This is a genomic window from Psychrobacter sp. 1Y4, assembly GCF_051847555.1.
Window position 1 is genome coordinate 1 of the sequence record NZ_JBPYDE010000015.1, and the last position, 24574, is coordinate 24574.

General features: G+C 42.4%; 20 protein-coding genes. 6 read left to right on the forward strand and 14 right to left on the reverse strand.

Annotated features, from left to right (window positions below):
- Positions 1–294: 294 nt before the first annotated feature.
- From fusA to ACS8FC_RS12110, 4 genes are all read right to left on the reverse strand, one after another.
- Positions 295–2421, reverse strand: coding sequence for an elongation factor G (gene fusA, locus ACS8FC_RS12095; RefSeq protein WP_439263468.1), 2127 nt, complete (start codon positions 2419–2421; stop codon positions 295–297).
- Between the two features lie 367 nt (positions 2422–2788).
- Entirely contained in the window at positions 2789–3262 is a 474-nt protein-coding gene (gene rpsG / locus ACS8FC_RS12100) for a 30S ribosomal protein S7 (protein WP_058369539.1), read from the reverse strand.
- Positions 3263–3460: 198 nt separating this feature from the next.
- Positions 3461–3835 carry a 30S ribosomal protein S12 gene (gene rpsL, locus ACS8FC_RS12105; RefSeq protein ID WP_025646352.1) on the reverse strand — a complete coding sequence of 125 codons (375 nt, stop codon included), beginning with the start codon at positions 3833–3835 and terminating at the stop codon, positions 3461–3463.
- A 375-nt stretch (positions 3836–4210) separates the two neighbouring features.
- Positions 4211–5332: an EcsC family protein gene (locus ACS8FC_RS12110; protein ID WP_439263470.1), complete on the reverse strand. Its 1122-nt coding sequence runs from the start codon at positions 5330–5332 to the stop codon at positions 4211–4213.
- Positions 5333–5809: 477 nt separating this feature from the next.
- Here ACS8FC_RS12110 and ACS8FC_RS12115 point away from each other — a divergent pair, with 477 nt between their 5' ends.
- Positions 5810–7060, forward strand: a complete 1251-nt coding sequence (locus ACS8FC_RS12115; RefSeq protein ID WP_439296992.1) for a beta-ketoacyl-ACP synthase II — start codon at positions 5810–5812, stop codon at positions 7058–7060.
- Between the two features lie 3 nt (positions 7061–7063).
- Positions 7064–8773 (forward strand): anthranilate synthase component I family protein, encoded by a 1710-nt coding sequence (locus ACS8FC_RS12120; RefSeq protein WP_439296993.1) that lies wholly within the window; start codon positions 7064–7066, stop codon positions 8771–8773.
- Positions 8774–8859: 86 nt separating this feature from the next.
- Here the strand turns inward: ACS8FC_RS12120 and hisC are convergent, their stop codons facing one another.
- The 8 genes from hisC to ACS8FC_RS12160 all read right to left on the reverse strand — a co-directional run bounded on the left by hisC (position 8860) and on the right by ACS8FC_RS12160 (position 17109).
- The gene (hisC, locus tag ACS8FC_RS12125) at positions 8860–10008 is read right to left on the reverse strand and encodes a histidinol-phosphate transaminase (protein WP_439296994.1); all 1149 of its coding nucleotides are present in this window, start codon (positions 10006–10008) and stop codon (positions 8860–8862) included.
- 174 nt (positions 10009–10182) lie between these two features.
- Complete coding sequence (hisD, locus tag ACS8FC_RS12130) at positions 10183–11478, reverse strand: histidinol dehydrogenase (RefSeq protein WP_439263478.1); 1296 nt, start codon at positions 11476–11478, stop codon at positions 10183–10185.
- 270 nt (positions 11479–11748) lie between these two features.
- Entirely contained in the window at positions 11749–12444 is a 696-nt protein-coding gene (gene hisG, locus ACS8FC_RS12135) for an ATP phosphoribosyltransferase (RefSeq protein ID WP_439263480.1), read from the reverse strand.
- Between the two features lie 97 nt (positions 12445–12541).
- A complete protein-coding gene (murA, locus tag ACS8FC_RS12140; protein ID WP_439296995.1) occupies positions 12542–13810 on the reverse strand; it encodes a UDP-N-acetylglucosamine 1-carboxyvinyltransferase in 1269 nt (422 codons plus the stop codon).
- A gap of 82 nt (positions 13811–13892) precedes the next feature.
- A complete protein-coding gene (locus ACS8FC_RS12145) occupies positions 13893–14144 on the reverse strand; it encodes a BolA family protein (protein WP_439296996.1) in 252 nt (83 codons plus the stop codon).
- Positions 14145–14298: 154 nt separating this feature from the next.
- Positions 14299–15288: an alpha/beta hydrolase gene (locus ACS8FC_RS12150; RefSeq protein ID WP_439296997.1), complete on the reverse strand. Its 990-nt coding sequence runs from the start codon at positions 15286–15288 to the stop codon at positions 14299–14301.
- A gap of 120 nt (positions 15289–15408) precedes the next feature.
- Entirely contained in the window at positions 15409–16266 is an 858-nt protein-coding gene (locus ACS8FC_RS12155; RefSeq protein WP_439296998.1) for a BON domain-containing protein, read from the reverse strand.
- 342 nt (positions 16267–16608) lie between these two features.
- On the reverse strand, positions 16609–17109 hold the full coding sequence (locus ACS8FC_RS12160; RefSeq protein ID WP_439296999.1) for a YraN family protein: 501 nt from the start codon (positions 17107–17109) through the stop codon (positions 16609–16611).
- Positions 17110–17210: 101 nt separating this feature from the next.
- Between ACS8FC_RS12160 and rsmI the strand changes: the two genes are divergently transcribed.
- Positions 17211–18146, forward strand: coding sequence for a 16S rRNA (cytidine(1402)-2'-O)-methyltransferase (gene rsmI, locus ACS8FC_RS12165; RefSeq protein WP_439297000.1), 936 nt, complete (start codon positions 17211–17213; stop codon positions 18144–18146).
- A 52-nt stretch (positions 18147–18198) separates the two neighbouring features.
- Positions 18199–19221, forward strand: a complete 1023-nt coding sequence (locus ACS8FC_RS12170) for an adenosine kinase (RefSeq protein ID WP_439263493.1) — start codon at positions 18199–18201, stop codon at positions 19219–19221.
- 105 nt (positions 19222–19326) lie between these two features.
- Here the strand turns inward: ACS8FC_RS12170 and ACS8FC_RS12175 are convergent, their stop codons facing one another.
- Both ACS8FC_RS12175 and nfuA read right to left on the reverse strand, forming a co-directional pair.
- Complete coding sequence (locus ACS8FC_RS12175; protein WP_439297001.1) at positions 19327–20655, reverse strand: O-acetylhomoserine aminocarboxypropyltransferase/cysteine synthase family protein; 1329 nt, start codon at positions 20653–20655, stop codon at positions 19327–19329.
- A 232-nt stretch (positions 20656–20887) separates the two neighbouring features.
- Complete coding sequence (nfuA, locus tag ACS8FC_RS12180; RefSeq protein ID WP_439263497.1) at positions 20888–21571, reverse strand: Fe-S biogenesis protein NfuA; 684 nt, start codon at positions 21569–21571, stop codon at positions 20888–20890.
- A gap of 560 nt (positions 21572–22131) precedes the next feature.
- Between nfuA and ACS8FC_RS12185 the strand changes: the two genes are divergently transcribed.
- Together ACS8FC_RS12185 and ACS8FC_RS12190 are read left to right on the forward strand one after the other, a co-directional pair.
- Positions 22132–23154, forward strand: a complete 1023-nt coding sequence (locus tag ACS8FC_RS12185) for an alpha/beta fold hydrolase (protein WP_439297002.1) — start codon at positions 22132–22134, stop codon at positions 23152–23154.
- Positions 23155–23361: 207 nt separating this feature from the next.
- Positions 23362–24414, forward strand: coding sequence for a bifunctional nicotinamide-nucleotide adenylyltransferase/Nudix hydroxylase (locus tag ACS8FC_RS12190; RefSeq protein ID WP_439297003.1), 1053 nt, complete (start codon positions 23362–23364; stop codon positions 24412–24414).
- Positions 24415–24574 lie beyond the last annotated feature (160 nt).

The following is a 24574-nucleotide window of genomic DNA, read 5'->3' on the forward strand; positions in this document are numbered from 1 at the left end:
TGTCCGATGGTGCCGACGTTGACGTGGGGCTTGTTGCGTTCAAACTTGGCCTTTGCCATGGGTAGTTCCTCTTTATTTGGGCTTAGTTACTTAACTAAAGTATTTAAATAATATGAATACGTTAATTAAATAATACTAAGCACATTAAGATAAATGTTAAAAGGTTGCACATTCGATGTGCAGATATTATAAGAAAATTACAACCAATAACAAGTCTTTTAACAAGTTATTGGCATATTCTCTACTGACAATACAAAGATTTGCGTTAGATTGTCTTATTTAGCAATTTCTTACTTACTCGTCATCATCTTTAGAGTTGAATTTAGAGATGATTTCAGCAGCTACTGACTTTGGAATTTCCGCATACTTTTGGAATTCCATTGAATACGTAGCACGGCCTTGTGACATAGAACGCATTTGAGTGGCATAACCAAACATTTCTGCTAATGGTACTTCAGCACGGATCTGTTTAGTACCACCAGGTAGATCTTCCATACCCTGAACTAAACCACGACGACGGTTAAGATCGCCCATGATATCACCCATGTAATCTTCAGGTGTTTCAACTTCTACTTTCATTACTGGCTCAAGTAGTGCTGGGTCCGCTGCCATGAAACCTTTTCTAAAGGCCATAGAACCTGCCATTTTGAACGATAATTCATCAGAATCGACATCATGATAAGAACCATCATACAAAGTTGCTTTTACGCCAACGACTGGGTAACCAGCAAGTACGCCGTTTTTCATGCGCTCTTGGATACCTTTATCAACAGCACCATGAAATTCTTTTGGTACAGTACCACCAACAACTTCTTCAGCGAATTCATACTCAGTTTCGCCCGCTGGATCAAGTGGCTCAAGACGTAACCAAACGTGACCAAACTTACCACGACCACCAGTCTGACGTACAAATTTGCCTTCTTGTTCAACAGTATTACGAATCGTCTCACGATAAGCAACCTGCGGCGCACCGATGTTCGCTTCAACGTTGAATTCACGCTTCATACGGTCAACTAGAATCTCTAGATGTAGCTCACCCATACCGCTAATGATCGTCTGACCAGACTCTTCGTCAGTGTGTACACGGAACGATGGATCTTCTTTTGCCAAACGGCCCAAAGCAATAGACATCTTTTCTTGGTCAGCTTTAGTCTTAGGCTCAACAGCTAGACTGATTACTGGATCTGGGAATTCCATACGCTCAAGAGTAATAACGTTACTCTCATCACATAACGTATCACCAGTACCTACGTCTTTCATACCAACTAGAGCTGCGATATCACCGGTACGAATCTCTTCTAGCTCTTGCTGTGAATCTGCCATCATTTGAACAATACGGCCTACACGCTCACGCTTCATCTTAACAGGGTTATAAACACTGCTGCCCTGCTTGATAACGCCAGAATAAACACGTACGAATGTTAAGTTACCAACGAACTTGTCGTTCATGATCTTAAATGCTAGTGCTGAGAATGGTGCTTCATCAGAAGCTTCACGCGTACCTTCAGTCTCATCTTTGTCGTCAAGAATACCACGAATAGCTGGTACATCCATTGGAGCTGGTAGATACTGAATAACCGCATCTAGCATCTTTTGTACGCCTTTGTTTTTGAAAGCAGTACCACAAAGTAATGGAATGATTTCATTGTCGATGGTCAATTGACGAAGCGCGCCGTGAATTTGCTCTTGAGTCAATTCGCCATTTTCCAGATATTCATTCATTAATTCTTCTGATGCTTCAGCAGCGTTTTCTACTAGATACTCGCGGTACTCCTCTGCTTTGTCTTGTAGTTCCGCTGGAATATCGCGCTCGTCGTATTCCATACCCTGAGAGGCTTCATCCCAGTAAATAGCTTTCATAGTTACAAGATCGACAACACCTTCAAAATCGTCTTCTTTACCAATTGGGATAACCAACGGTACAGGCTTACCACCTAGACGAGTTTTGATTTGCTCGATAACACGATAAAAATCAGCGCCAACGCGATCCATTTTGTTAACGAATGCCAAACGTGGCACTTGGTATTTGTTTGCCTGACGCCATACGGTCTCAGACTGTGGCTGAACGCCGCCTACTGCACAGTAAACCATGCACGCGCCATCAAGTACACGCATAGAACGTTCAACTTCGATTGTGAAGTCAACGTGACCTGGGGTATCAATGATGTTGATACGGTGTTCGTCGAATTGCTTAGCCATACCTGACCAGAAGCAAGTCGTTGCTGCTGAAGTAATAGTAATACCGCGCTCTTGTTCTTGCTCCATCCAGTCCATGGTAGCCGCACCATCATGGGTTTCACCAATTTTGTGGCTAACACCGGTATAGAATAAAACACGCTCAGTAGTAGTCGTTTTACCAGCATCAATATGCGCTGAGATACCGATATTGCGATAGCGTTTTAGGGGAGTTTTACGAGCCATAGTGTTTTCCTAAGGAAATTCGTGTATATAATAATGTGTTGTGTCTCTGCCTATTACTCTATGACAAAGCAGTCAGCTTCGTAATATTACTTACTGATTATTGGGCCTAATACGGACAAAAAAAAGAGCAAATACTAAGAATATAGTGGCATAAAACTTGAGATGTTTTCTAATAAGTAATCTGTTTATTTAAAAAGGACCATTACTAGAAAACATCTTGATAGATAGCCGCCACCCAGTTAAAAATAGGCTAAACCTTTTATAAACTGGATAAAGAGTGGCGGCAATCAGTAGAATAGAAAATATAAAATCAGTTAAAGCGATCTATCAATCTATAACTTAATATAGAGCACTATTAGTAAGCGGCTTAGAAGCGATAATGAGAGAATGCTTTGTTTGCATCTGCCATACGGTGAACTTCATCACGCTTTTTCATAGCATTGCCTTTACCTTCTGAAGCATCAGACAATTCGCCAGCAAGGCGTAAAGACATTGATTTTTCAGAACGTTTAGCAGCAGCTTCAGCCAACCAACGCATAGCCAATGCGGTACGACGGGAGGGGCGTACTTCCATTGGTACTTGATAGGTTGCACCACCAACACGGCGAGCTTTCACTTCAACCATAGGACGTACATTTTCTAAAACTTCTTCAAAAAAAGATACTGGATCTTCGATGTTACGCTTTTGACTTACTGTATCAAGCGCACCATAAACGATACGTTCGGCAGTAGACTTTTTACCATCACTCATTACATGGTTGATGAATTTAGCGATGGTTTGGCTACCAAACTTAGGATCTGGAAGGATCTCACGGGTAGCAACGACGCGACGTCTTGGCATAATAAATTTCCTTGTCTTCAGGAGTGTCTGACATTCACAACATGGCACCATTTAATAATGTAGGTGATATATCAAGTTGTCAGTCAGCCTTACTGCATGGCGGTATGTCATAACGACCTATTGTTGGTCTTACCAATAAAGCGGTTAACACCAAGCCCATGCACAGTTAATGGGTGATACGATTAAGCGGGGCTAATATTAAGCTTTAGGCTTCTTCGCACCATATTTAGAACGACCTTGCTTACGGTCTTTAACGCCTGCACAGTCTAACGCGCCGCGAACAGTGTGATAACGTACACCTGGTAGATCTTTTACACGACCACCGCGGATAAGTACAACACTATGCTCTTGTAAGTTGTGACCTTCACCACCGATATAGCTTGATACTTCATAACCTGAAGTCAAACGTACACGGCAAACTTTACGCATTGCTGAGTTAGGTTTTTTTGGCGTAGTAGTATATACACGAGTACATACACCACGGCGTTGTGGGCACGCTTGTAACGCAGGAACTTTTGACTTTTCCTTGATGGTTTTGCGACCCTTACGAATCAATTGGTTAGTTGTTGCCATAAGGCATCCTTCTCCCGTTTGGTATAAAACAAAAAAATGGGCAAACCCACCATCCTTTCCATAAACATGAAAATTTTGGGGTACCCATTTTTAGGACAGTGTATTATAAAGATATGTTACTGCTATTTCAACTACTTATAGACAATGCTACTTTACAATACCTAAAATATATGTATCAAGTATACTTTGCTACCAGTTAGTGATATTACAAAGCATTAAATGTACACATAAAAAGCTTACTACCTGCTTCTGAAAAATTATTGAGTACTGGGCTTGTTATCGTATATATGGCGTTGCAAGCTTACTTTTCAAGACAGCTATAGGTATGTTTACTGCATTTTGGATGATATTTTACCAGTCAACGCTATGACTCATCTACTTAGTATCTGCTTTGTTCTTAGCGTCAACGGCTTTGTCATCTGCTTTGTTATCATTTTTAGTCGACGCATCGGATTCTTCTTGTGTAGAATCACTGTCGAACTCTTCTGACTTACTTTCTTCATTTGAGTCTTCATCGCTTGCCATTTGTTTGACTTGTTCTTCACTGCTACTATCATCAGTAATAAAACGATTGGCAAGTTTTGGCTCTGGCGCGAAAGTCGCTTGAGCAACGCCAAGCACTTCATCAATCAAACGACTATTATAATGCATACCAACAGCTACCGCTGACACTGGTAACAAACGACGTAACCACGTTAAATCGACTTGATCCAAATCAAACCCTACTTGTCCAGCGATATTATCTATTTGCTCTGCATAAAAATTAACATTCTGGTTTTTGAGTCCAAGGTTTTGTAACTCACTGTGCAAACCGCGACTTTGAGCATTATCAAGTAGACCTTTTCCTACCCCAATACCTGCTAATAGGGCTTGTTTTTCTTGCATTTTGCTCAAATCTGCACTGGCAAGCAGCTCATAAGCCATTTTTATACCTTGTTTACCCGTTAAAGGTTGGTCATAAACAGCCGCTAACTGATAAACAGAGCGTAAAGACACCAATAGCAACCATAGCGTATCAGCCAACAATCCTGGCAATCCTGCTAAGCCCGTCAAACCGCCCAAAGTCGCCAACGCTCTATTCTGGTTGGCAATATCAGTCGCTAACGCGTAACGCTCTTCACCATCCAATGCAGTAATATCAGCAAAACGATGCTCATTAGGTAGGTCTAGTTGACTCCAGCTCGCTGCAAGTTTTGCAACCTGAACAAAAGAGCTGTCTAATACAGATTTGAACAAACTATTAGGAACAACTTTTTTAGCATATTTACCATAGGTGGCAAAGCGTGAACCTAATAGCTGCTGGGTCGTTTTTAAGGTTTGCTCCCGGAACAGATCTTGTTGGAAGTCTTCATCGCCTAAATTTACCGCTTTATATTGACGTGGTTTACTTGCTTTAGCATTAGCACTATCAATGAGCGAGCCCATACGCTCAAGATTATTACGAGTAAAATGACCAATGGTATTGATACCTTGAGAGAGAGTACTACGCTTTGCCATCGTTATGTCCTTAAAATGGTGGTTAAACAACCTAATAATTAGTCGGTATGCCTTTACGTTATGTAGTCATATATTAGATATATTAACACACTAGTAAACATGGGTAAAAAGAACAATGATAGGTACTTGTATCACTGTTTGAGCCGTTATCTTATCTATATCTTAGACTCTATGTCAGTGTGAACAATGTTATCAATGTCACAAAATTTGTATCTAAAGGTGTGGTTTATTTCTATTCTTACTTATCCTCTATAATGCATATAAGTTAGATTTTTAACCCATCTACTTTATCTAGGAATGCTATAATAGAGCATATTATAACGTTTGTACTTAAGTACAGTTTTTGCTTCGTTAATACGTTGTTGTAATATTGACGTAATAATCTGCAAATCTATATATGGTTAAATTATAGTTATAAATATTGGTCAGTAATTTTTAGATATATCGATAGTAATTTATTATTATAAGGAATGGAATATGCGCCGAGTTGTGATTACTGGAGCAGGGATTGTCTCTTGTATCGGACATGATTTAGAAGCCGTTACATCTGCTCTTCAACAAGGACAGTCTGGCATTAGATTTAATGAGACTTATGCTGAACAAGGGTTTAAGTCACAAGTTAGTGGTAGCATCGATAAGACCGAATTAGATACTTCCGGTATTGATCGTAAATTAAAGCGTTTTTTTAGCGATGCAAGCCTTTATGCGTATGTGAGTGCGTTAGCAGCTATCAAACAGTCTGGATTGTCCCTTGAGACCATCAATCATAATCCGCGTGTTGGCGTGGTTGCAGGCTCGGGTGGTGCATCGACAGGAGATGTTGTCAGTGCTGTCGATTCTATGCGTGAAAAAGGTTTACGCGGGGTCGGTGCAATGGCGGTACCTAAGACTATGAGTAGTTCGGTATCAGCTGCGCTCGCAACTGGACTAAAAATCCAAGGGATTTCTTACTCTATTTCTTCAGCTTGTGCAACATCAACCCACTGTATTGGACATGCAGCTGAGCTTATTCAATTGGGTAAGGCTGATGTGGTACTCGCTGGTGGTAGTGAAGCTGAAGATTGGACCCAGTCTTGTATGTTTGATGCTATGGGTGCCATGAGTACTCAGTACAATGATGTGCCCAAACAGTCTTCACGTGCTTATGATAAAGATCGTGATGGCTTTGTGATTGCTGGTGGCGGTGCAATGGTAGTGGTTGAGAGTCTTGAGCATGCCAAAGCGCGTGGCGCAAATATTTTGGCTGAGATCGTCGGCTATGGTGCCAGCTCTGATGGAGCAGAAATGGTTGCTCCAAGTGGTGAAGGTGCGGTACGTTGTATGCAGCAGGCGTTAGATCAAGCAGGGTTAGAGCATGTTGACTATATCAATACTCATGGTACCAGTACACCGTTAGGTGATATTACTGAGCTAAAAGCCATCGCTAAAGTATTTGGCTCTGATGCTGACTCTACCACGCAAAACTCTGTTCCCCCTATCAGCTCAACCAAATCAATGACAGGTCATAGCTTAGGAGCAGTTGGAGCGCAAGAGTTAATCTATTGCTTGCTTATGCTACAAAAAGGCTTTATCGCACCAAGTATCAACATTGAAAATATCGATGAGGCAGCAGCACCGTTTGATATTGTCACTGAGCTACGTGAAACCAAGCTAGACACCCTGATGAGTAATAGTTTTGGGTTTGGTGGTACTAACGCGACCTTGATTATTAAAAGGTTTGACGCTTAAAACATGCTTGCACCGAACGCTTTTCAAGATAAGCACAAACAGACTCACTTTGTACAAACGCCAGCTATCAAAAATAGCTGGCGTTTTGGCGAGTTGTCGGCCACAGAGCTGCTACCAAAACTACAGCAGCATTTACTTGCACAAGATAGCAATGCAAACTGGCAATTAGTCTGGCTAAATAATGATGGACACCCTGTAATTGGCCTACTACCCAAAGTAAGCTGGTCTGTATACCCTGCTCATAATCAAACCTCTCATACACAGCTGCCTACTTATAGAGTAATAAAACACTGTCGCAGTGACGAGAATGCTATTACGACAGCATATATGAGTTATACCAAGTGGCAGGACGAGTTAATTGCTTATAGTCGAGCTCATGAGGCTAACAATACTGCTTCAAACTCTCTAAACACACCCTATGAGAAGCCAAATTATCATCACGGTTTAATAGGTTTTATTGGTTATGATATTGCCGCGCATGAGCTGAGTCCAGCGGCTAAAATTGAGCTGGCAGCGCAGCCTTGCGCTGTATTAGGACATTACGATATATACTTGACTCAATCTGTTACAGACAAAGCTGGCTGGACGTTAAATACTATAAAATCAGATGTTGATAGCCCACCAACAAACTTGGCAGTAGCTAAGCTTATATCGTATTTGGATGCATTAGACCTTGAGTTGTCTAATATAAAAACAACAGCCCAGGTTATTCACTGTCAACTAACGCCCTTAGTATTAAACGCACGGTGGCATAAAGGGGACTATTATAATGCTTTTGGAAAAACCCAAGACTATCTACAACAGGGCGATTGTTACCAAATCAATCTGACGCAAGCATGGCAGGGTTGTCTTCATAAGTTAGATGGCTCATATGACAATAACAGCTCTATGACGTCTCTTATCGATTACTTACCTGCCCTATACCAAAATACGCAAACACCATTTTCAGGCTACTTAGGAGCTCACAATCATTTAGATGATGAGAAAGCTGAGCGTTTGGTAGCTAATAATCATACTAAAAGCGTTAAAGAGCTTAACAACTCACCCTTAAGCTTTGAGATATTAAGCTGTTCACCTGAGCTGTTTTTTACTTTTATAAAAAATACAGCTACAGGCTCTCACCATATTATTACAAAGCCTATTAAAGGCACGCGTCCTAGAGGTAGCATTGACAAACAAGACTTAATGTTAAAGCAGCAACTCATTGACAGTGATAAAGATCGAGCTGAGAACGTTATGATTGTTGATTTATTGCGTAATGACTTAGGTAAATATGCCAAAACTGGCAGTGTGAAAGTGCCGCAGCTGTTCGCTATTGAAAGCTTTAGTAATGTCCATCATATGGTAAGTACCATCACCGCCGAGCTCAGAGTAGAGACTCACCCATTAGCCGTATTGTTTGGCAGTCTACCTGCAGGTTCAATCACTGGCACACCCAAAAAACGCGCCGTTGAAATTATTTCTGAATTAGAAACAGCACCGCGCGGTGCCTATTGTGGCACCATGGGCTATATGAATTTTGATGGAAGTGGACAGTGGAATGTACTCATTCGTACGTTGCAAGCTAATAGCTTAACAAATACCAAGACAGAGGTCAGCTTGTGGGCAGGCGGCGGTATCACTGTCGCGTCTGATCTTGAAGAAGAATATCAAGAGTGTCTCGACAAAGTGGGCAATCTACTAAACGTATTGAACCCATCAAACATCATATAAGAATTTGTACCAAATATTTCAGCATGCAAAATTCATATAGTGAACTCTGCTGTCAACTAATCATTTAATATCGTCCTGATGAAAACTTAGCCCATATTTGAGATAGTCTCACTATCTTCGCTATACGTTTGCATAGCGGTCAGTGCATCAATCAGGCGCTCATGCTGTGCTTGTGTACCAACAGTAATACGAAGATATTCTTGAATGCGCGGCTTATCAAAATGACGCACAATGATGCCTTGCTCGCGTAACTTAGCGGCCACTGCGCTTGCATTTCCATCTTTAGGACGAGCAAATACAAAGTTGGCATGCGATGGCAGTACTTGATAGCCAAGCGTTGTTAGCTGAGCCGTCAATGACTTGCGCAGATCAATGACTTGTTGGCGGGTTTGTTCAAAATAATTATTATCCAACACACTAGCAGTTGCGCCAGCTTGCGCAAGTTTGTCCAATGGATAACTGTTGAAGCTGTTTTTCATACGCGTCAACGCTTCGATTAATGAGGCATTACCAAAGGCCATACCCACACGTAGTCCAGCAAGTGATCGAGACTTTGAAAAGGTTTGAGTCACCAATAAATTATCAAACTCATTAATCAAACTGACTGCTGAAACTTGCGTGCCAGAATGGCTTTCATCTATACAAGCAAAGTCAATATAAGCTTCATCAATGACTATCACCGAATTAGAATGCTCGCTGGCAAGTTTACGAATATTAGCAAGCGATAATAATAGACCTGTTGGCGCATTGGGATTAGCAATAATAATACCGCTACAAGGCTGACGATAAGCATCGGGATCGATACTAAAATCATCTTCCAATGCAATCTGTACCAGCTCTACACCAAAAGTCTGCGCATAAACAGGATAAAAGCTATAGCTGATATCTGGTGCTAATACAGGACGTTCTTTTAGAAAAAAGCTGGCAAATACTAAAGCAAGAACTTCATCTGAGCCATTACCGACAAATACCTCGTTTATATCAAGATTATATAACTCGGCTAATGCTGCGCGCAGATCATCAGATTCAGGGGCTGGATACAGACGTAAATCGTAAGCCTGCTGCTCTAAGACGTTAGCAATGGCCTCCCCTACCTTCGGTGATGGTGGAAACGGGTTTTCGTTGGTATTCAGTTTACACAAATTGGCATGCTGAGGCTGCTCACCAGGGACGTAAGGTGACAAGTTACGTGCTTTAGACGACCAAAGTCTGGTATCAACTTTTTGTTCACTCATAAGTTATCCTACTAGTAGCTAAAAGGGTTGCAAGACCTAAAATGACAGTAATAATAATATTTTGTCGATATCTTATTAAATTCTATACAGCCTCAGTTATAACCACTATATATTTCTGATAAAGGGTTCTTTATATCCGCTATTCTGTCTATATAACGTCTATGTATAGGTATTTTACTGGTAACGATAACGAGCTGAGCGCGCATGAGCTTCTAAGTCTTCATGCTGCGCTAAAATGTCAGCGGTCTTAGCCAATGGCTTGCTACCGCCTTCACTACAATAAATGATAGATGATTTCTTTTGAAAGTCGTATACACCGAGCGGCGAAGAAAAACGCGCAGTCCCTGAGGTTGGTAGCACATGATTGGGCCCTGCACAGTAGTCACCGATTGCCTCAGGCGTATGACGTCCCATAAAGATAGCACCCGCATGACGAATATCATCGAGTAGCGTATCGGGGTCATCAACAGACAGCTCTAAATGCTCAGGCGCAATACGATTGATTAAAGCCATACCCTCGCTTCTATCTTTGACTAGAATAAGTGCGCCACGATTCTGTAATGAGTCGCGAGCGATATCTGCTTTTGGCAATTTTGCCAGTGCGTTTTCAATCTCTGTAGCGACTTGTGCTAACTGCTCGCTACTTGTCGTCACAAAAATCGCTTGGGCAATGCGATCATGCTCAGCTTGGGACAATAAGTCCATAGCTAACCAATCGGCACGGTCTTGCGCTTCACCTTCTGCATACACCAGCACTTCAGAGGGACCAGCTATCATATCGATCCCTACCTGCCCAAATACGGCTCGTTTGGCAGCTGCCACATACTTATTGCCAGGACCAGTAATTTTATCTACCGCTGGAATAGTTTTGGTACCATATGCTAACGCTGCCACGGCCTGAGCGCCACCAATCGTAAACACGCGATCGACTTGTGCCAAATGCGCGGCTGCCAATACTAAGGGGTTTAGTACGCCATTGGGAGCTGGTACAACCATGATAACTTCTGTGACGCCAGCGACTTTGGCAGGAATGGCGTTCATCAGTACAGAAGACGGATAAGATGCGAGCCCACCTGGCACATAAATACCCACGCGATCAAGTGGCGTGACTTTTTGACCTAAGCGATTACCTAACTCATCCTCATATTGCCATGTCTCTTGTATTTGGCGTTTGTGAAAACTTTGCACACGCGTCGCTGCTGTAGTCAGTGCCGTCTTTACTTTTTCGTCTAAATTATCAAAAGCTTCAGCGAGTGATTGTTTAGACAATTCTAACTCTTGTATCGTCGTTGCTGGATGCTGATCAAACTTTTGGGTTAATGCTAGCACCACCTTATCACCATCATGACGTACTTGAGTAATAATATCATCGACAGTCTTTAACAGATCAACATCGTTGACTGTCTCAAAGGCCAGCAGATCCTTCAATTGCTGTTCAAAATCGGTATCTTGGGTACTCAACTGGCGCATGATCTAATCCTGTGTTTAAGTCAAAAAGACTGCTGAGAAAGTAAAAATGATGAAAACAATCAAACCATAATAGTAGCTTCTAATAAATTAACTACAGCTAGTTTGGCTAAATGACAATGGAGTTTTCTCAGTAGTTATCTACTAAAAAACCAGTTTAGCACGCTATATTCATTATAGAACGCCAAACTGGTTTTAAAACTCACATAACATCCTTTTATATTATTAATAATAAGTATGATCTACGTTCAATATTGATCAACTATGTGATAATCAAGAAGCAGCCGCAATACTGATTTTAAAGCTCTCAAGAATCGGCTCGAGTAGCGCAAACTTACGCTTATAGCTGACTTGGTTGACGATCAAACGAGATGATACATCACAAATATGCTCACGCGGCTCTAGACCGTTCGCTCGTAGTGTATTGCCCGTATCGACCACATCAACGATTAGGTCTCCTAAACCGACTAATGGCGCAAGCTCCATAGAGCCATAAAGCTTGATCACGTCTACTTGCTGGCCTTGACTGGCAAAGTAGGCGCGGGCAACATTGACGTATTTGGTCGCAATACGCAGACGACGGTTAGGCAATGCTGCATCCTTTACGCCTGCCGTCATAAGCTTACATTGAGCAATTTTTAAGTCTAACAATTCATAGACATGATTGGCACCGTGTTCAAGAAGTACGTCTTTACCTGCTACCCCAAAATCAGCAGCGCCATGTTCTACATAGGTTGGCACATCACTAGCGCGTAGGATAAGTACACGCACGTTTGGGTTTGAGGTAGGGAAGATAAGCTTACGTGATGCATCAGGGTCTTCTAGTAAATCAACGCCAGCTGCCTGTAGTAGCGGCATTGTCTCTTCTAAAATACGACCTTTTGATAATGCTAAAGTGAGGCCATTAAACTCATTGTCTACTTCATTTAATAAGTCGTTAGTCTGTAAGCGTTCATTTTGCTCAGTCATAATGACAAGGTGTCCATATAGAATTAATGTCCCTAAAGGTTAGGGAGTGTGTTATACCGCTGATAAAAATAAGCGCCCTACGCAAGATATTATAAATCTAGTCGTTAGTATTGATACGCTCAATATTAACCCCTAAGGCTCGAAGTTTGTTTTCGACATCTTCGTAACCGCGATCAATATGATAAATACGGTCAATCAAACTCTCACCTTCAGCGGCAGATGCTGCCATTACCAATGACATCGATGCGCGTAAGTCCGTTGCCATGACTGGCGCCGCTGTAAAGTGCTCGATACCTTTGACCACTGCTGTATGACCATCTACCTGAATAGAGGCACCTAAACGATTGAGCTCAGGAACATGCATATAGCGATTTTCAAAGATGTTTTCGATAATGGTGCTTGTCCCATCTGCCAGACAACAAATTGCCATCAATTGAGCTTGCATGTCTGTGGGAAACCCAGGATGTGGCTGGGTACGAATATCAACAGGATGCGGACGTCCTGTCATCTGTGCACGTATCCAGTCCTCACCCGTTGTAATCGTCGCACCCATTGCCTCAAACTTCTCTAGCACCGGATATAGTAGTGCTGCATTGGTTTTTTTGGTCAGTACATCTCCGCGAGTCATCAAGGCGCCTGCTAAATACGAGCCCGTTTCAATGCGATCAGGGACCACTGAGTACTCACAACCTTGTAAGCGCTCTACCCCTTCAATAGTCATGGTCGCTGTACCAATACCGCTAATCTTAGCGCCCATTGCAACCAGCATATTGGCCAAATCAACCACCTCCGGCTCAAGTGCGCAGTTACCTAAGACGGTCGTGCCTTTGGCTAGTGCCGCTGCCATGATGACGTTTTCGGTACCACCAACGGTGATCATATCAAAAGAGAAGTTACAACCAATCAGCCTGCCACCTTTAGGAGCCTGGGCTTTGACGTAGCCGTTCTCTACAGTAATATGAGCGCCCATTGCCTCAAAGGCTTTTAGATGTTGATCAACGGGACGTGAGCCTATCGCACAGCCGCCCGGTAGTGAGACTTCTGCCTCACCAAAACGCGCCAGTAGCGGACCCAATACCAAAATCGATGCTCGCATTGTCTTGACAAGATCATAAGGTGCATAGAAATTGTCGATACTTTTGGTATCACAAGTGACGGTATCGCCTTGCTTTTGAATATTGATACCCATGCCAGCGATCAGCTTAATCAATGTACTCACATCTTGTAATGATGGCACGTTATGCAAGGTGGTGGGCGTCTCAGCTAATATCATAGCTGCAAGCAAAGGCAAAGCGGCATTTTTGGCGCCAGAGATAGTAACTTCCCCTGCGATACGACTACTACCGGTGATTAAAAACTGATCCATAAAAGTGACAACCTAGCTATATATGTGAAGAAGAATGCGATGAATAAAAATCAAAAGCTTGCATTATAAAAATAAGAACCGTTTAACCTTGAGACTGTGTTTCCCACTCAGCAGGCGTCAATGCTTGAATATTGAGCGCATGAATGTCACCGCTGGCAATCTTATCATTTACCAAGCCATAAATAGCTTGCTGTCGCTGTACCGCACGTTTGCCCTCAAAGCTGGCATCGACGACACGTACATCAAACTTATTGCCTTGATTGGCAGCTTGAATAAAAGCATCTGGGAAATGCTGCTGTAAAAATGCAATCAAATCATCAGCGTTCATGCTCATAAAAAATCCTATTATTGTATTAAAAGTAATGTTTGTATGGTCTATATAAGAAGGCTACGTCTCATATAAAGGCATTATTATAACAAGAGTTTGGTCATCTTACAGTATTGTCTACTCACAAGCATGAGTGTCAACTCTACAGCTGTTAGTCTATTTACTTTAACGTTTTGTTTAGATACGTTAATACTTGCGCACGTACGTCATTAACCCAGCGTAATGGTGGTGCCATCGCTCCGATACTCGTAGCATGACTGGCGCCTTTAATCTGGCCATTTTCAACCTTGGCGCCGTAGTCATTTAATGCTTGAGTCATTTTGATAGTATTTGTATCGTGCACGGTTTTGTCGTTTTCGGCAGTCAATAGTAAGTACGGCGGCTGCGTACCCTTTATTTGGCGATCAGGCATCACGTCATCTGGCGTATCATCGGCGCTAAAAGCAGTCACACTAGCAAACTTACGAAAGTCATAGCTATAGGGACCGGCAATACCAATAACGGCAGCGATATCGTTTGGTTTGATGCCGTAAGGTGTCAAAAAGTCTTCGTTAGAAACGGCAGCTACTGCATTGAACGCGCCAGCAGAATGACCAATGACAGCTAAGCGCTTAGGGTCGACATGAATACTTGAGGCGTTATTAATACTCCATGCAACTGCCTGTGCAGCGTCTTTAACGTAATCAGGGTATACATGCTCAGGAGCTTTTCGATAGTTGATGACTGCGGTCACGTAACCTGCTTGGGCTAAGCTTTGACCAACAAACGCATACTCATCTTTACTACCACTCTCCCACGAGCCCCCATGTACGAACACAACCATTGGATAAGTATCCACGATAGTGTTCCCGGCTTTCATACCCTGCGCCAACGGTTTTGGATAGTAAATATCCAAATCTTGTAACGGCTCATCGCCATATAATATATCTTTACTGACACCCACGCCACCGTTTGCAGTGATACCGTTCACCACAGCCAGCGCTGACAATGCTTGAGCCTGTTGGGTTGCAAAGGTAATAGCACCTACGGCTACTATACTTGCACCTATCAGCTTCAACTTATGGTTAGATGGCTTGCGGGCAGAGATGTCACTAGTTGACGCAGTCGTGTCCATTGCTTGTTGTGCATAATCAAAGTTTGAACCTTTCATTATTGTTATCCTTATTATTGCCAGCTCGTAGTTACCAAGAGGTTGACTGACATAGCGATTGATCCAAAGTTGTGACTAAGGATAGCTCTACCTTACGAAGCGCTCATAACACCAGCTAGCTTATGGATTTTGGTATAAATCAACATAAGGGCTAGAAGATGGTTGTTCAGTTAGGTCACCAGCTTCTGACGCACTATTATTCGCTACTGGCGTAGTGGGTGCTACGTTGCCCGCGGCCGTTGCAGGTTCGATCTCTCTGACAATAGGTCCTGCACCGGTTGCTTGCGTAGCAGCGTTTTTGGGCTCACTCTCTGACATAATGTCTGCGTCATTAATAGGCAAACCTCTATTGTCTACGACTGTCGTTAGTAAGACCAATTCAGTAATACCAGCAGTACTGTTGGCGATATCGATTAGATGGCTTTGCTGCGTGGGTGTCACTCTACCCATGATATAGACCACACCATCATTAGTCACAGCTTTTAATTGTGATGCTTTGACTGCATTATTAGCCGCAGTTTTAGCCATCAATTTTGATGTGATATAACCATCATGTACGGTTGAGCTATAACCTCTAGCGACACTGACATTTAGCTCGTTATAAACACGGCGAACATCGGGCATGGAGCCGACTACTTTTTCAATTTGCGTTTTTAGGGCCTCTGTTGGCACCTCGCCTGTAAGCAGGACCTCACTATAAAAGCTATCAATACTTATTCGGCTATTGGTTTGTAGATCTTCTTGTAAGCCATAAACATTGATCTTTGCTGTATGCTCGATACTACGATCGAGCAGACGTTGCGGGATGGTACGTTCCGTTACAGGTACCCCATAAGTCCCCTCAGTACTATTGGTTAAGTAATTGGTTGTACAGCCTGTACTAACCATGCTAGCCATTAAAACAGCACCTATCATCGCACGATTAATATCGACACGTGGTGTTTTATAAACGGATTTGAGTGTATACAACCTTGTCATTATCTTCCTCATCAAACACAGTCAGTATTTAAAATTTAGTATAAGGCCTAATAGCATTTGGCAAAATTTGTGTCGCTAGAACACAGTAAACATTATAATGATTTTATAGGTAATATTGTTTGTTATATCAGCCTTGTTGCATACAAAATCACAATCATAATAAGATCTAATCGTAATGATACTTAATGAAGATAGGGAGGTTCTACCTTGCTCTAAACACTATGCCAAACACTTTACTTAATTTTTATAATCAGCGGTTAGGTTTTTGGTAACGGCAACTTGTTGGATGAATACTCTACGTATCTTTCCAAACATCTTCTCTTTATTGGCCAACTAAATACGCTACCATGCTGTTGCCACAAACGCACCCAAAATCCACTCTGGCTGATACCGTAGTGCTGGACGTTCGATAAAACCGTCTTTATCATTGTTTTTATCGTTTGCATTGTGACTTATAACATTGCTCGTAGGACGTTCAATATCGTAAGCAATCACGTCAAATCGGCACTCAAATTGTGCATATTCTGGATATTGTTGCAAAAAGTATTTGGCAGTTTTGATAATTTTGCGCTGCTTGGCTTTGGTCACACTAAGTGCTGCATCACCAAAACTTGAACGTAGCCGCTGACGTACCTCAATAAATACCAACGTCGACCACGTTTGACCTGTTTCTAACATCACCAGATCAAGCTCACCTATTTTAGGTTGTTGCCAGTTTTGAGCGATAAGTATCAGACCCTGTTGTTGTAAAAACTGACAAGCCTGCTGTTCAAACACACTTCCCTGACGCTGCTTAGGAGACGTCAAAGTCAGTGGCCGATGGCCATTAGTTGGTTTAGCCATAGCGATAAGTAACCGTAAAAATAGTCAATTCAGATTAATCATAGCACAACATGATAAACTAACTACTTTTAGGTATTCAACATCACATTTGCGAGGTCTTCATGTCTACCCCTACTGCGATGCCAGCTTGTCTGTATATCGTTGCTACTCCAATTGGTAATTTAAGCGATATGACGCCGCATGCGATTGAAACTTTAAAAAATGTGGCTATTATTGCCTGTGAAGACACTCGCACTTCAGGGAAACTATTGGCGCATTTTGGTATCGACACCAAAGGCGACAATACCAATGATAAGCCTGTTAATAAAATTGACAATATTGATGCCACAGCAGACAATAAAAATCGCGGACATAATAAACTGTGGGCATATCATGAACACAACAGCGCTATCCAAACGCCCAAAATCATCGAGATGATCCAACAAGGGCATTCGGTCGCTTTAATTAGCGATGCAGGCACGCCACTGGTCAGCGATCCAGGTTATCAGTTGGTGCAGGCTGCGCATGCAGCTGATGTCAAAGTATCGCCTATTGTCGGTGCCTCAGCTGCGATTGCCGCGCTGTCAGTCGCCGGACTCCCTTCTGATCGCTTTAGCTTTATTGGCTTTTTGCCTGCAAAAACGCATGGTCGCCAAAAGCAGCTATCTGCGTTGAAATCACGTCCTGAGACACTCATATTTTATGAGGCACCGCATCGTATTGTGGCAAGCTTAGAAGATATGGTAGAAGTATTTGGTGCTGAGCGCGAAGTAACCTATTGTCGTGAGCTGACCAAAACTTTTGAGACCGTATATAAAACGACCCTTAGAAGTCTTGTTGACTTTGTTAAAGCCGATGATAATCAGCGGCGTGGTGAAATAGTTGTGGTCATTGCAGGAGTCAGCGTCGTACAGGACGACGATATCAGTGTCCATGACAAACTATTGCAGCGTTTACTAGAAGACATGTCCGTCAAAAAAGCGGCGTCTTTAGCTGCTGATATTACAGGTGTCAAAAAGAACGCTTTGTACCAGCGCCTTCTTGAGCTGCAAGCTTAGCAATCAATTGAATGGCTATTTTATTTTAATATTAAAAAGGGAGAGATAATACATGTACGATGTGATGGCGATAGGTAATGCCTTGGTTGACTATGAATTCGTGCTAAGTGATGAGGCATTGGAAGAGACTGAGCTGACCAAAGGCAATATGACTTTGGCAGGTCTTGAGGAGCAGCAGCAAGTACTGGCATTTTTAAAACTGGCAAACATTAAGCTATCAAAACAAGCGGGTGGTGGCTCAGCTGCCAATACTATGTTTACTTTTGCAAGCTTAGGCGGTAAACCTTTTTACGCTTGTCGTATAGGTGACGATATCCAAGGCACATTTTATCTAAAAGATTTAAACCAAGCAGGCGTGGCAACCTCATCTAAGTCAGTACATGAAGGCGGCGTGACAGGCTCTTGTGTGGTCGCTGTCACCCATGACGGTGAACGTACGATGCAAACCTATCTTGGTACATCCAGTGATATCACTGCTGATAATGTTGATTTTGACGCACTAACACAATCAGACTGGCTATATTTAGAAGGCTACTTGGCGATGTCTGAGAGCATTCAACCTGCCATGACCCAGCTCCGTCAACAAGCAGGGATTCATGATGCCAAAATTGCAGTCAGCTTTGCCGATCCAGCGGTGGTGAAGTTTGCAAAAGAAGGTTTACTTAATATGCTGGGTAACAAAGTTGCCGTAATATTCTGTAATAGTGAAGAAGCCCGACTGTTTACTGGAAAAAAACAACTCAAAGCTTCAGCACGTGGACTGCTTGAATACTGTCAGATAGCCGTGGTTACTGATGGGGCTAATGGTGCAATCATCGCTTGTAAGCCCGAAGAAAAAAACAGCGACATTATTATTCATGAAGTACCAACGCCCAAAGTGACCAATGTAATTGATACAAATGGAGCCGGTGATAACTATGCAGGTGCATTCTTATACGCCCTCTCACAGCAATATAGCCTACCGGAATGTGGTCGTCTTGCCAGCGAAGTCGCCAGTCAAGTCATTCAACAGTTTGGTCCGCGACTCGACTCCCAAGACTACAAAGACATTGCTTGCCGAGTACTGGTCGCCTAGATAAGCGTTGTTGACATTGTTAGTCCACTATAGAGCTCATACCGTTAGATCAATAAAAAAGCCCATATCATGATGATATGGGCTTTTTTGGGTGACGAACTGTTTTTAAACAGAGGCTGACGCTAATGCCTGTGCCAGATCTGCTTTTATATCCTCAATGTGTTCGATACCGATAGACAACCGCACCATGTCATTACTAACGCCCGCTTGCTCCAATTCTTGCTCGTTTAGCTGACGATGCGTCGTCGTCGCTGGATGACAGGCCAAAGACTTTGCATCGCCGATATTGACCAAGCGCGTGATCAGCTGCAACGCATCAATAAAGCGTGCCCCTGCTTCAAGACCACCTTTTACTCCGAAAGTCAAAATAGCAGATGGTGTGCCTTTCATATATTTTTTGGCAAGCTTATGCTCAGGATGATCAGGCAAGCCTGCATATTTCACCCAAGCAACCTCATCATGGTCACGCAGATATTCAGCAACGGCTTGTGCATTTTGTACGTGACGCTCCATACGTAAACTTAACGTCTCCATACCTTGCAAAATACTAAAGGCATTAAGGGGACTTAATGCTGCACCAGTATTACGTAGCGGTGCGACACGAGCACGAGCAATAAAGGCAGCCGCGCCCACATCTTTTACAAAGTTTACGCCATGATAACTGTCATCCGGGGTGTTTAATAGTGGAAAGCGCTCAGGATAATCACCCCACGCGAAGGTCCCACCATCAACGATAGCGCCACCAATTGAAGTACCAGTACCGCTCATATATTTGGTCAATGAATGAATGACGATATCAGCGCCGAACTCAAACGGACGACAGAGTGCTGGCGTCGCCACCGTATTATCAATCACTACAGGCACCCCATACTCGTGGGCGATATCACTGACCGCTTGAATATCGATAATATTGCCCAGCGGATTACCGATGCTTTCGGCAAAGACCATCTTGGTTTTATCATCGATCAAATGACGAATAGCCTCAGGGTCTTTGTGATCAAAAAAGCGAACTTCGATACCTTGGCGTGGTAGCGCATGAGCGAACAGATTATAAGTCCCGCCGTATAGAGTCGATACTGCAACAATATTGTCGCCTGCCTCACAGATGGTTTGAATGGCATAAGTGATGGCAGCCATACCAGAGGCGACCGCAAGTGCCCCAATACCGCCTTCAAGCGCTGCTACGCGCTCCTCTAGTACCGCATTGGTCGGATTCATAATACGGGTGTAGATATTCCCTGCAACCTTGAGGTCAAATAAGTCTGCCCCGTGCTGCGTATTATCAAAGGCATAGGAGCTGGTATGATAAATAGGCACTGCCACTGATTTGGTTGTCGGCTCAACAGTGTAACCTGCATGAATGGCAAGTGTCTCTAAGTGCGCAGTATTCTTTAGGTTATTGTCAGTATTATTCTCTGGTTGTCCATCACTCATCACATACTCCTTAACATTAATTGAAAACGTATTGAATAAAAATAATCTCTAAAAAAGCTATTTCCTAAATCATAGCAATAAAAAAAGCTGAGTTCATCATAACCCAGCTTCTTTATTAAAAGAATAGCCATTTATTCAGCGGCTAATGCCTGATATTCATAAGCAATAAGTTTAATAAGCTTTATTCATACCGTCTTTCACACTTATAGGTCACCAATTTACTATTAAATATTTACTTATAGTAGGCGTTTTCAGTAAGAGTATGATCCGTCTCGTCAACTACTTGGGTTAGCTCTGGTATTTGCTGCTTGAGCTGTACTTCAACCCCTTGACGCAAAGTCATATCGACAGCTGAACAACCTTGACAACCACCGCCAAATTTTAATACCGCAGTCAGGCCTACGCCTTCTTCTTCAATCAGTTCAAGCAGTTGTACATCACCACCATGCGCAGCCAAGCTTGGATTAATCTCAGACTGCAATACGTAGTTGATGCGTTCTTCAACACTGGCATCAGCACCGACTTTGGGCACTTTTGAGTTCGGTGCACGAAAAGTCAGCTGACCACCGAAACGGTCTTTATTATAATCAATGACTGCGTCTTCTAAATAAGGGACTGACGCCGCCTCAATAAAGGCCGAAAAATTCTCGTAATCGAATCGCAAATCAGCGCTGTCTTCTTCGCCTGGCTGATTGTATGCCATACAGCATTCTGCACGCGGTGTACCAGGATGCTCAACGAATATACGTACACCGATGCCATCAGTATCTTGCTTTGACAGCAGATCAGCCAAATAACCTTGCGCTGACTCGGTAATCGTAATATTGCTCTTGGTCTCAGCCTGTTCAGTGTCTAATGCTGACTCAAAGTCTGCAGACTGGTCTAATTGACCAGCAGTTTGGTTGTGCTCACTCATAAGGTTTCCTATGCGTTGTGACACAAATGCTATGTCTGTCATAGTTGCTGTGTCGTGAATTTTATAAACATAAATTTTATAAATGAAATAGATGAATTACTAAATACTGCAGTTTATCGTTGTATGAGCTTGGTTTGACTACAGTTTTAATAAAGTTATGACGACTATTATAACGCATTCAGATGATAATTCCGACTGCGCCACTATGATCTAACTATGACCGTCACAAATGGTTGCGATTGGTTTTTTAAATAATCAAATTTAAAAAGTAGAGGTCGTTAAGCCCTCGTGATAATACAAAACAAATAGAGTATGTGTTATAGCCTATATTAAGACTGTGTTGTTAATTATCAAGCGTTGGTAGACTCTTATGATAGACAAAATAAAATACGCAAAACGCTAATAAGAGCAGTGTTCCAATTTTTAACATGTTATTAATTTATCTGAACGATATTTATTTATGCTTTACTTAGTAATGATATTTTTTAAGAATCCCTAGTACCTATTTAATACCTATATCATTAGTACTTCTCCCAAACGACTTGTACGAGACCACTTTTATGATCACGAAAACGCTAAGTTTAATAGAGACTAAGGATGGTGAGCAAATTGCTATTTGGCGAATTATTGAAAGCATAAAGGTTAGTGAAACATCTGATGATAATGTTGCAGCTCATACCTCTATTGAAAGTATAAAGGTAGCTAAAACACAAAATATATTACTGACGCATGGTACGTTTTCGGACAAACACACCTGCTTAAAAATCGCAGAGTACTTAGCCGGTCTTGGTCATCACTGCTACATTATGGAATGGCGCGGACATGGTCACAGCTCAGTGCCAAAAGATAAATTTAACTTTGAAACCGTCGCAACTTATGACTTTGAAGCGACTTTTGGTTATTTATTTGATGAATTAGAGCTGGATAACTTACACTGCGTTACTCATAGCGGTGGCGGCGTTGGCTTGACCATGTTTTTAGTCCAAAACCCACGCTATATTGATAAAATCAATAGCATCACTATGTTTGCCTGCCAAGCGTTCGGGGCGGTCGTAAATGTCAAAAACTACACTAAAATACTAACAGCCAAATTACTTACCCGACTATTTGGCTACATCCCTGCAAAAAAACTCAAAATGGGCCCTATTAACGAAAGTTATTATACGATGAGTCAGTGGTTTGATTGGAACCTACAAAAGAACTTTAACAGCAGCTTTATTAAACAAAGTAATATTCAACAAGATGTGTTTGCAAAAAACATTATTGATAAAAGTACTGTGAATAAAGATGCTGAGAATGAAGTGACCAATGCTGATGACAGCTTTGATTATCGTCAGTATATGCCAATGATTACCACGCCTATCTATGCTATCAGTGCCAGAGGCGATAAATTCATATCACCCACTGCTGGCTGTCAGTTATTTTTCAATACTTTTAATAATCCTACTAACGTGTTTCGTGAATACTCAATCAGCCGTGGGGATTTGGACGACTATACTCATAGCCGTATTATGATTAGCCGCAACGCTGCTAAAGAGATATGGCCGACGGTTGTCGCATGGATTGATAAGCATGCGAAGTGATTGTTTATTTATCTTATTTATCGCCCCTATTACATCTAATCAAATGAACTTCACACCATATTAAGGACAAGTATCAAAATAAACTAACATCAGTAACGACACACCACTAAACATCTTTACACTTGTCAGCAACTCCTATGCTGTGTCAGTATTGGCGTCATTAAATTGTTTTCAATCAAAAAAATAAGTAGTAGGAAATTGGCATCTATGAGTGAATTGTCAGAGCAACATTTGGATAAGCAAGAGAGCAAACATTACCGCTATTTGGTATTTATTGGTCGTTTTCAGCCGTTCCATCGTGGCCATAAAGCCGTCATCGATGAAGCTTTAAAACGTGCTGATGAAGTTATCATGTTGATTGGTTCAGCCAACTTGCCGCGTAGTTTGCGCAATCCTTTCAGTGTCACTGAGCGTGCAGCGATGATTCAGGGCGCTTACTCAGCAGATGAAGCAGCTCGTATTCACTGCGTCGGCTTGGATGATGCACTCTATAATGACACGCGCTGGCTACAATATGTACAAGCAGGCGTCAAGTCTATCACCAGTGACTTAAATGCTGATATCGGTCTTATCGGTCACTCTAAAGACAGCTCTTCTTATTACTTGTCGCTATTTCCAAACTGGGCATCAGTTTCTGTGCCTAACTATCATAACTTATCTGCTACACCGATCCGTGATAGCTACCTAATGGGCGCAACCCCTACCCCTGAGCGTACACCTGAGTCTACTCGCAAAGTCTTAGATGAATTTAAAGAGACGAGTCATTATCAGCAGCTACACGAAGAAGCAGGCTTTATTGATAAGTATAAAAAACAGTGGGAATCCGCGCCTTACCCACCGACATTTATGACTGCTGACGCCTTGGTCGTACAGTCAGGACACATATTGTTGGTAGAGCGGCGCAGCATGCCGGGACGAGGGCTTTGGGCGCTGCCTGGTGGATTCCTTAATCCAAAAGAGACCTTATTTGACGCCTGCATCCGTGAGCTACGTGAAGAGACCCGTCTTAAAGTCCCTGAGCCTGTACTGCGAGGCTCTTGCCATAGTCAGCATACTTTCGATGACCCTTACCGCTCGGCACGCGGACGCACGCTTACCCAAGCCTTTTACTTTCAACTAAAGAATGACGCAAATGGCCTGCCAAAAGTAAAAGGTAGTGATGATGCTGTACACGCTTTTTGGTTACCCCTAGCCGAGCTTGATGCCACCATGATGTTTGAAGACCATTATGCGATTATCACTAAGATGGTTGGATTGTAATATAGTCAGTCCAACATGAAAAAGATACCGCGGAACTGGAATGAATTTTGCGCAGCCTCTGTCAGCGTAGGTACAGCAAGCCAGAAAAATTCATACCAGTTTTGTGTTATCAAATAATGCGTCCATTTTATTTAGTAACAGGTATAGCTCATCTAACTGA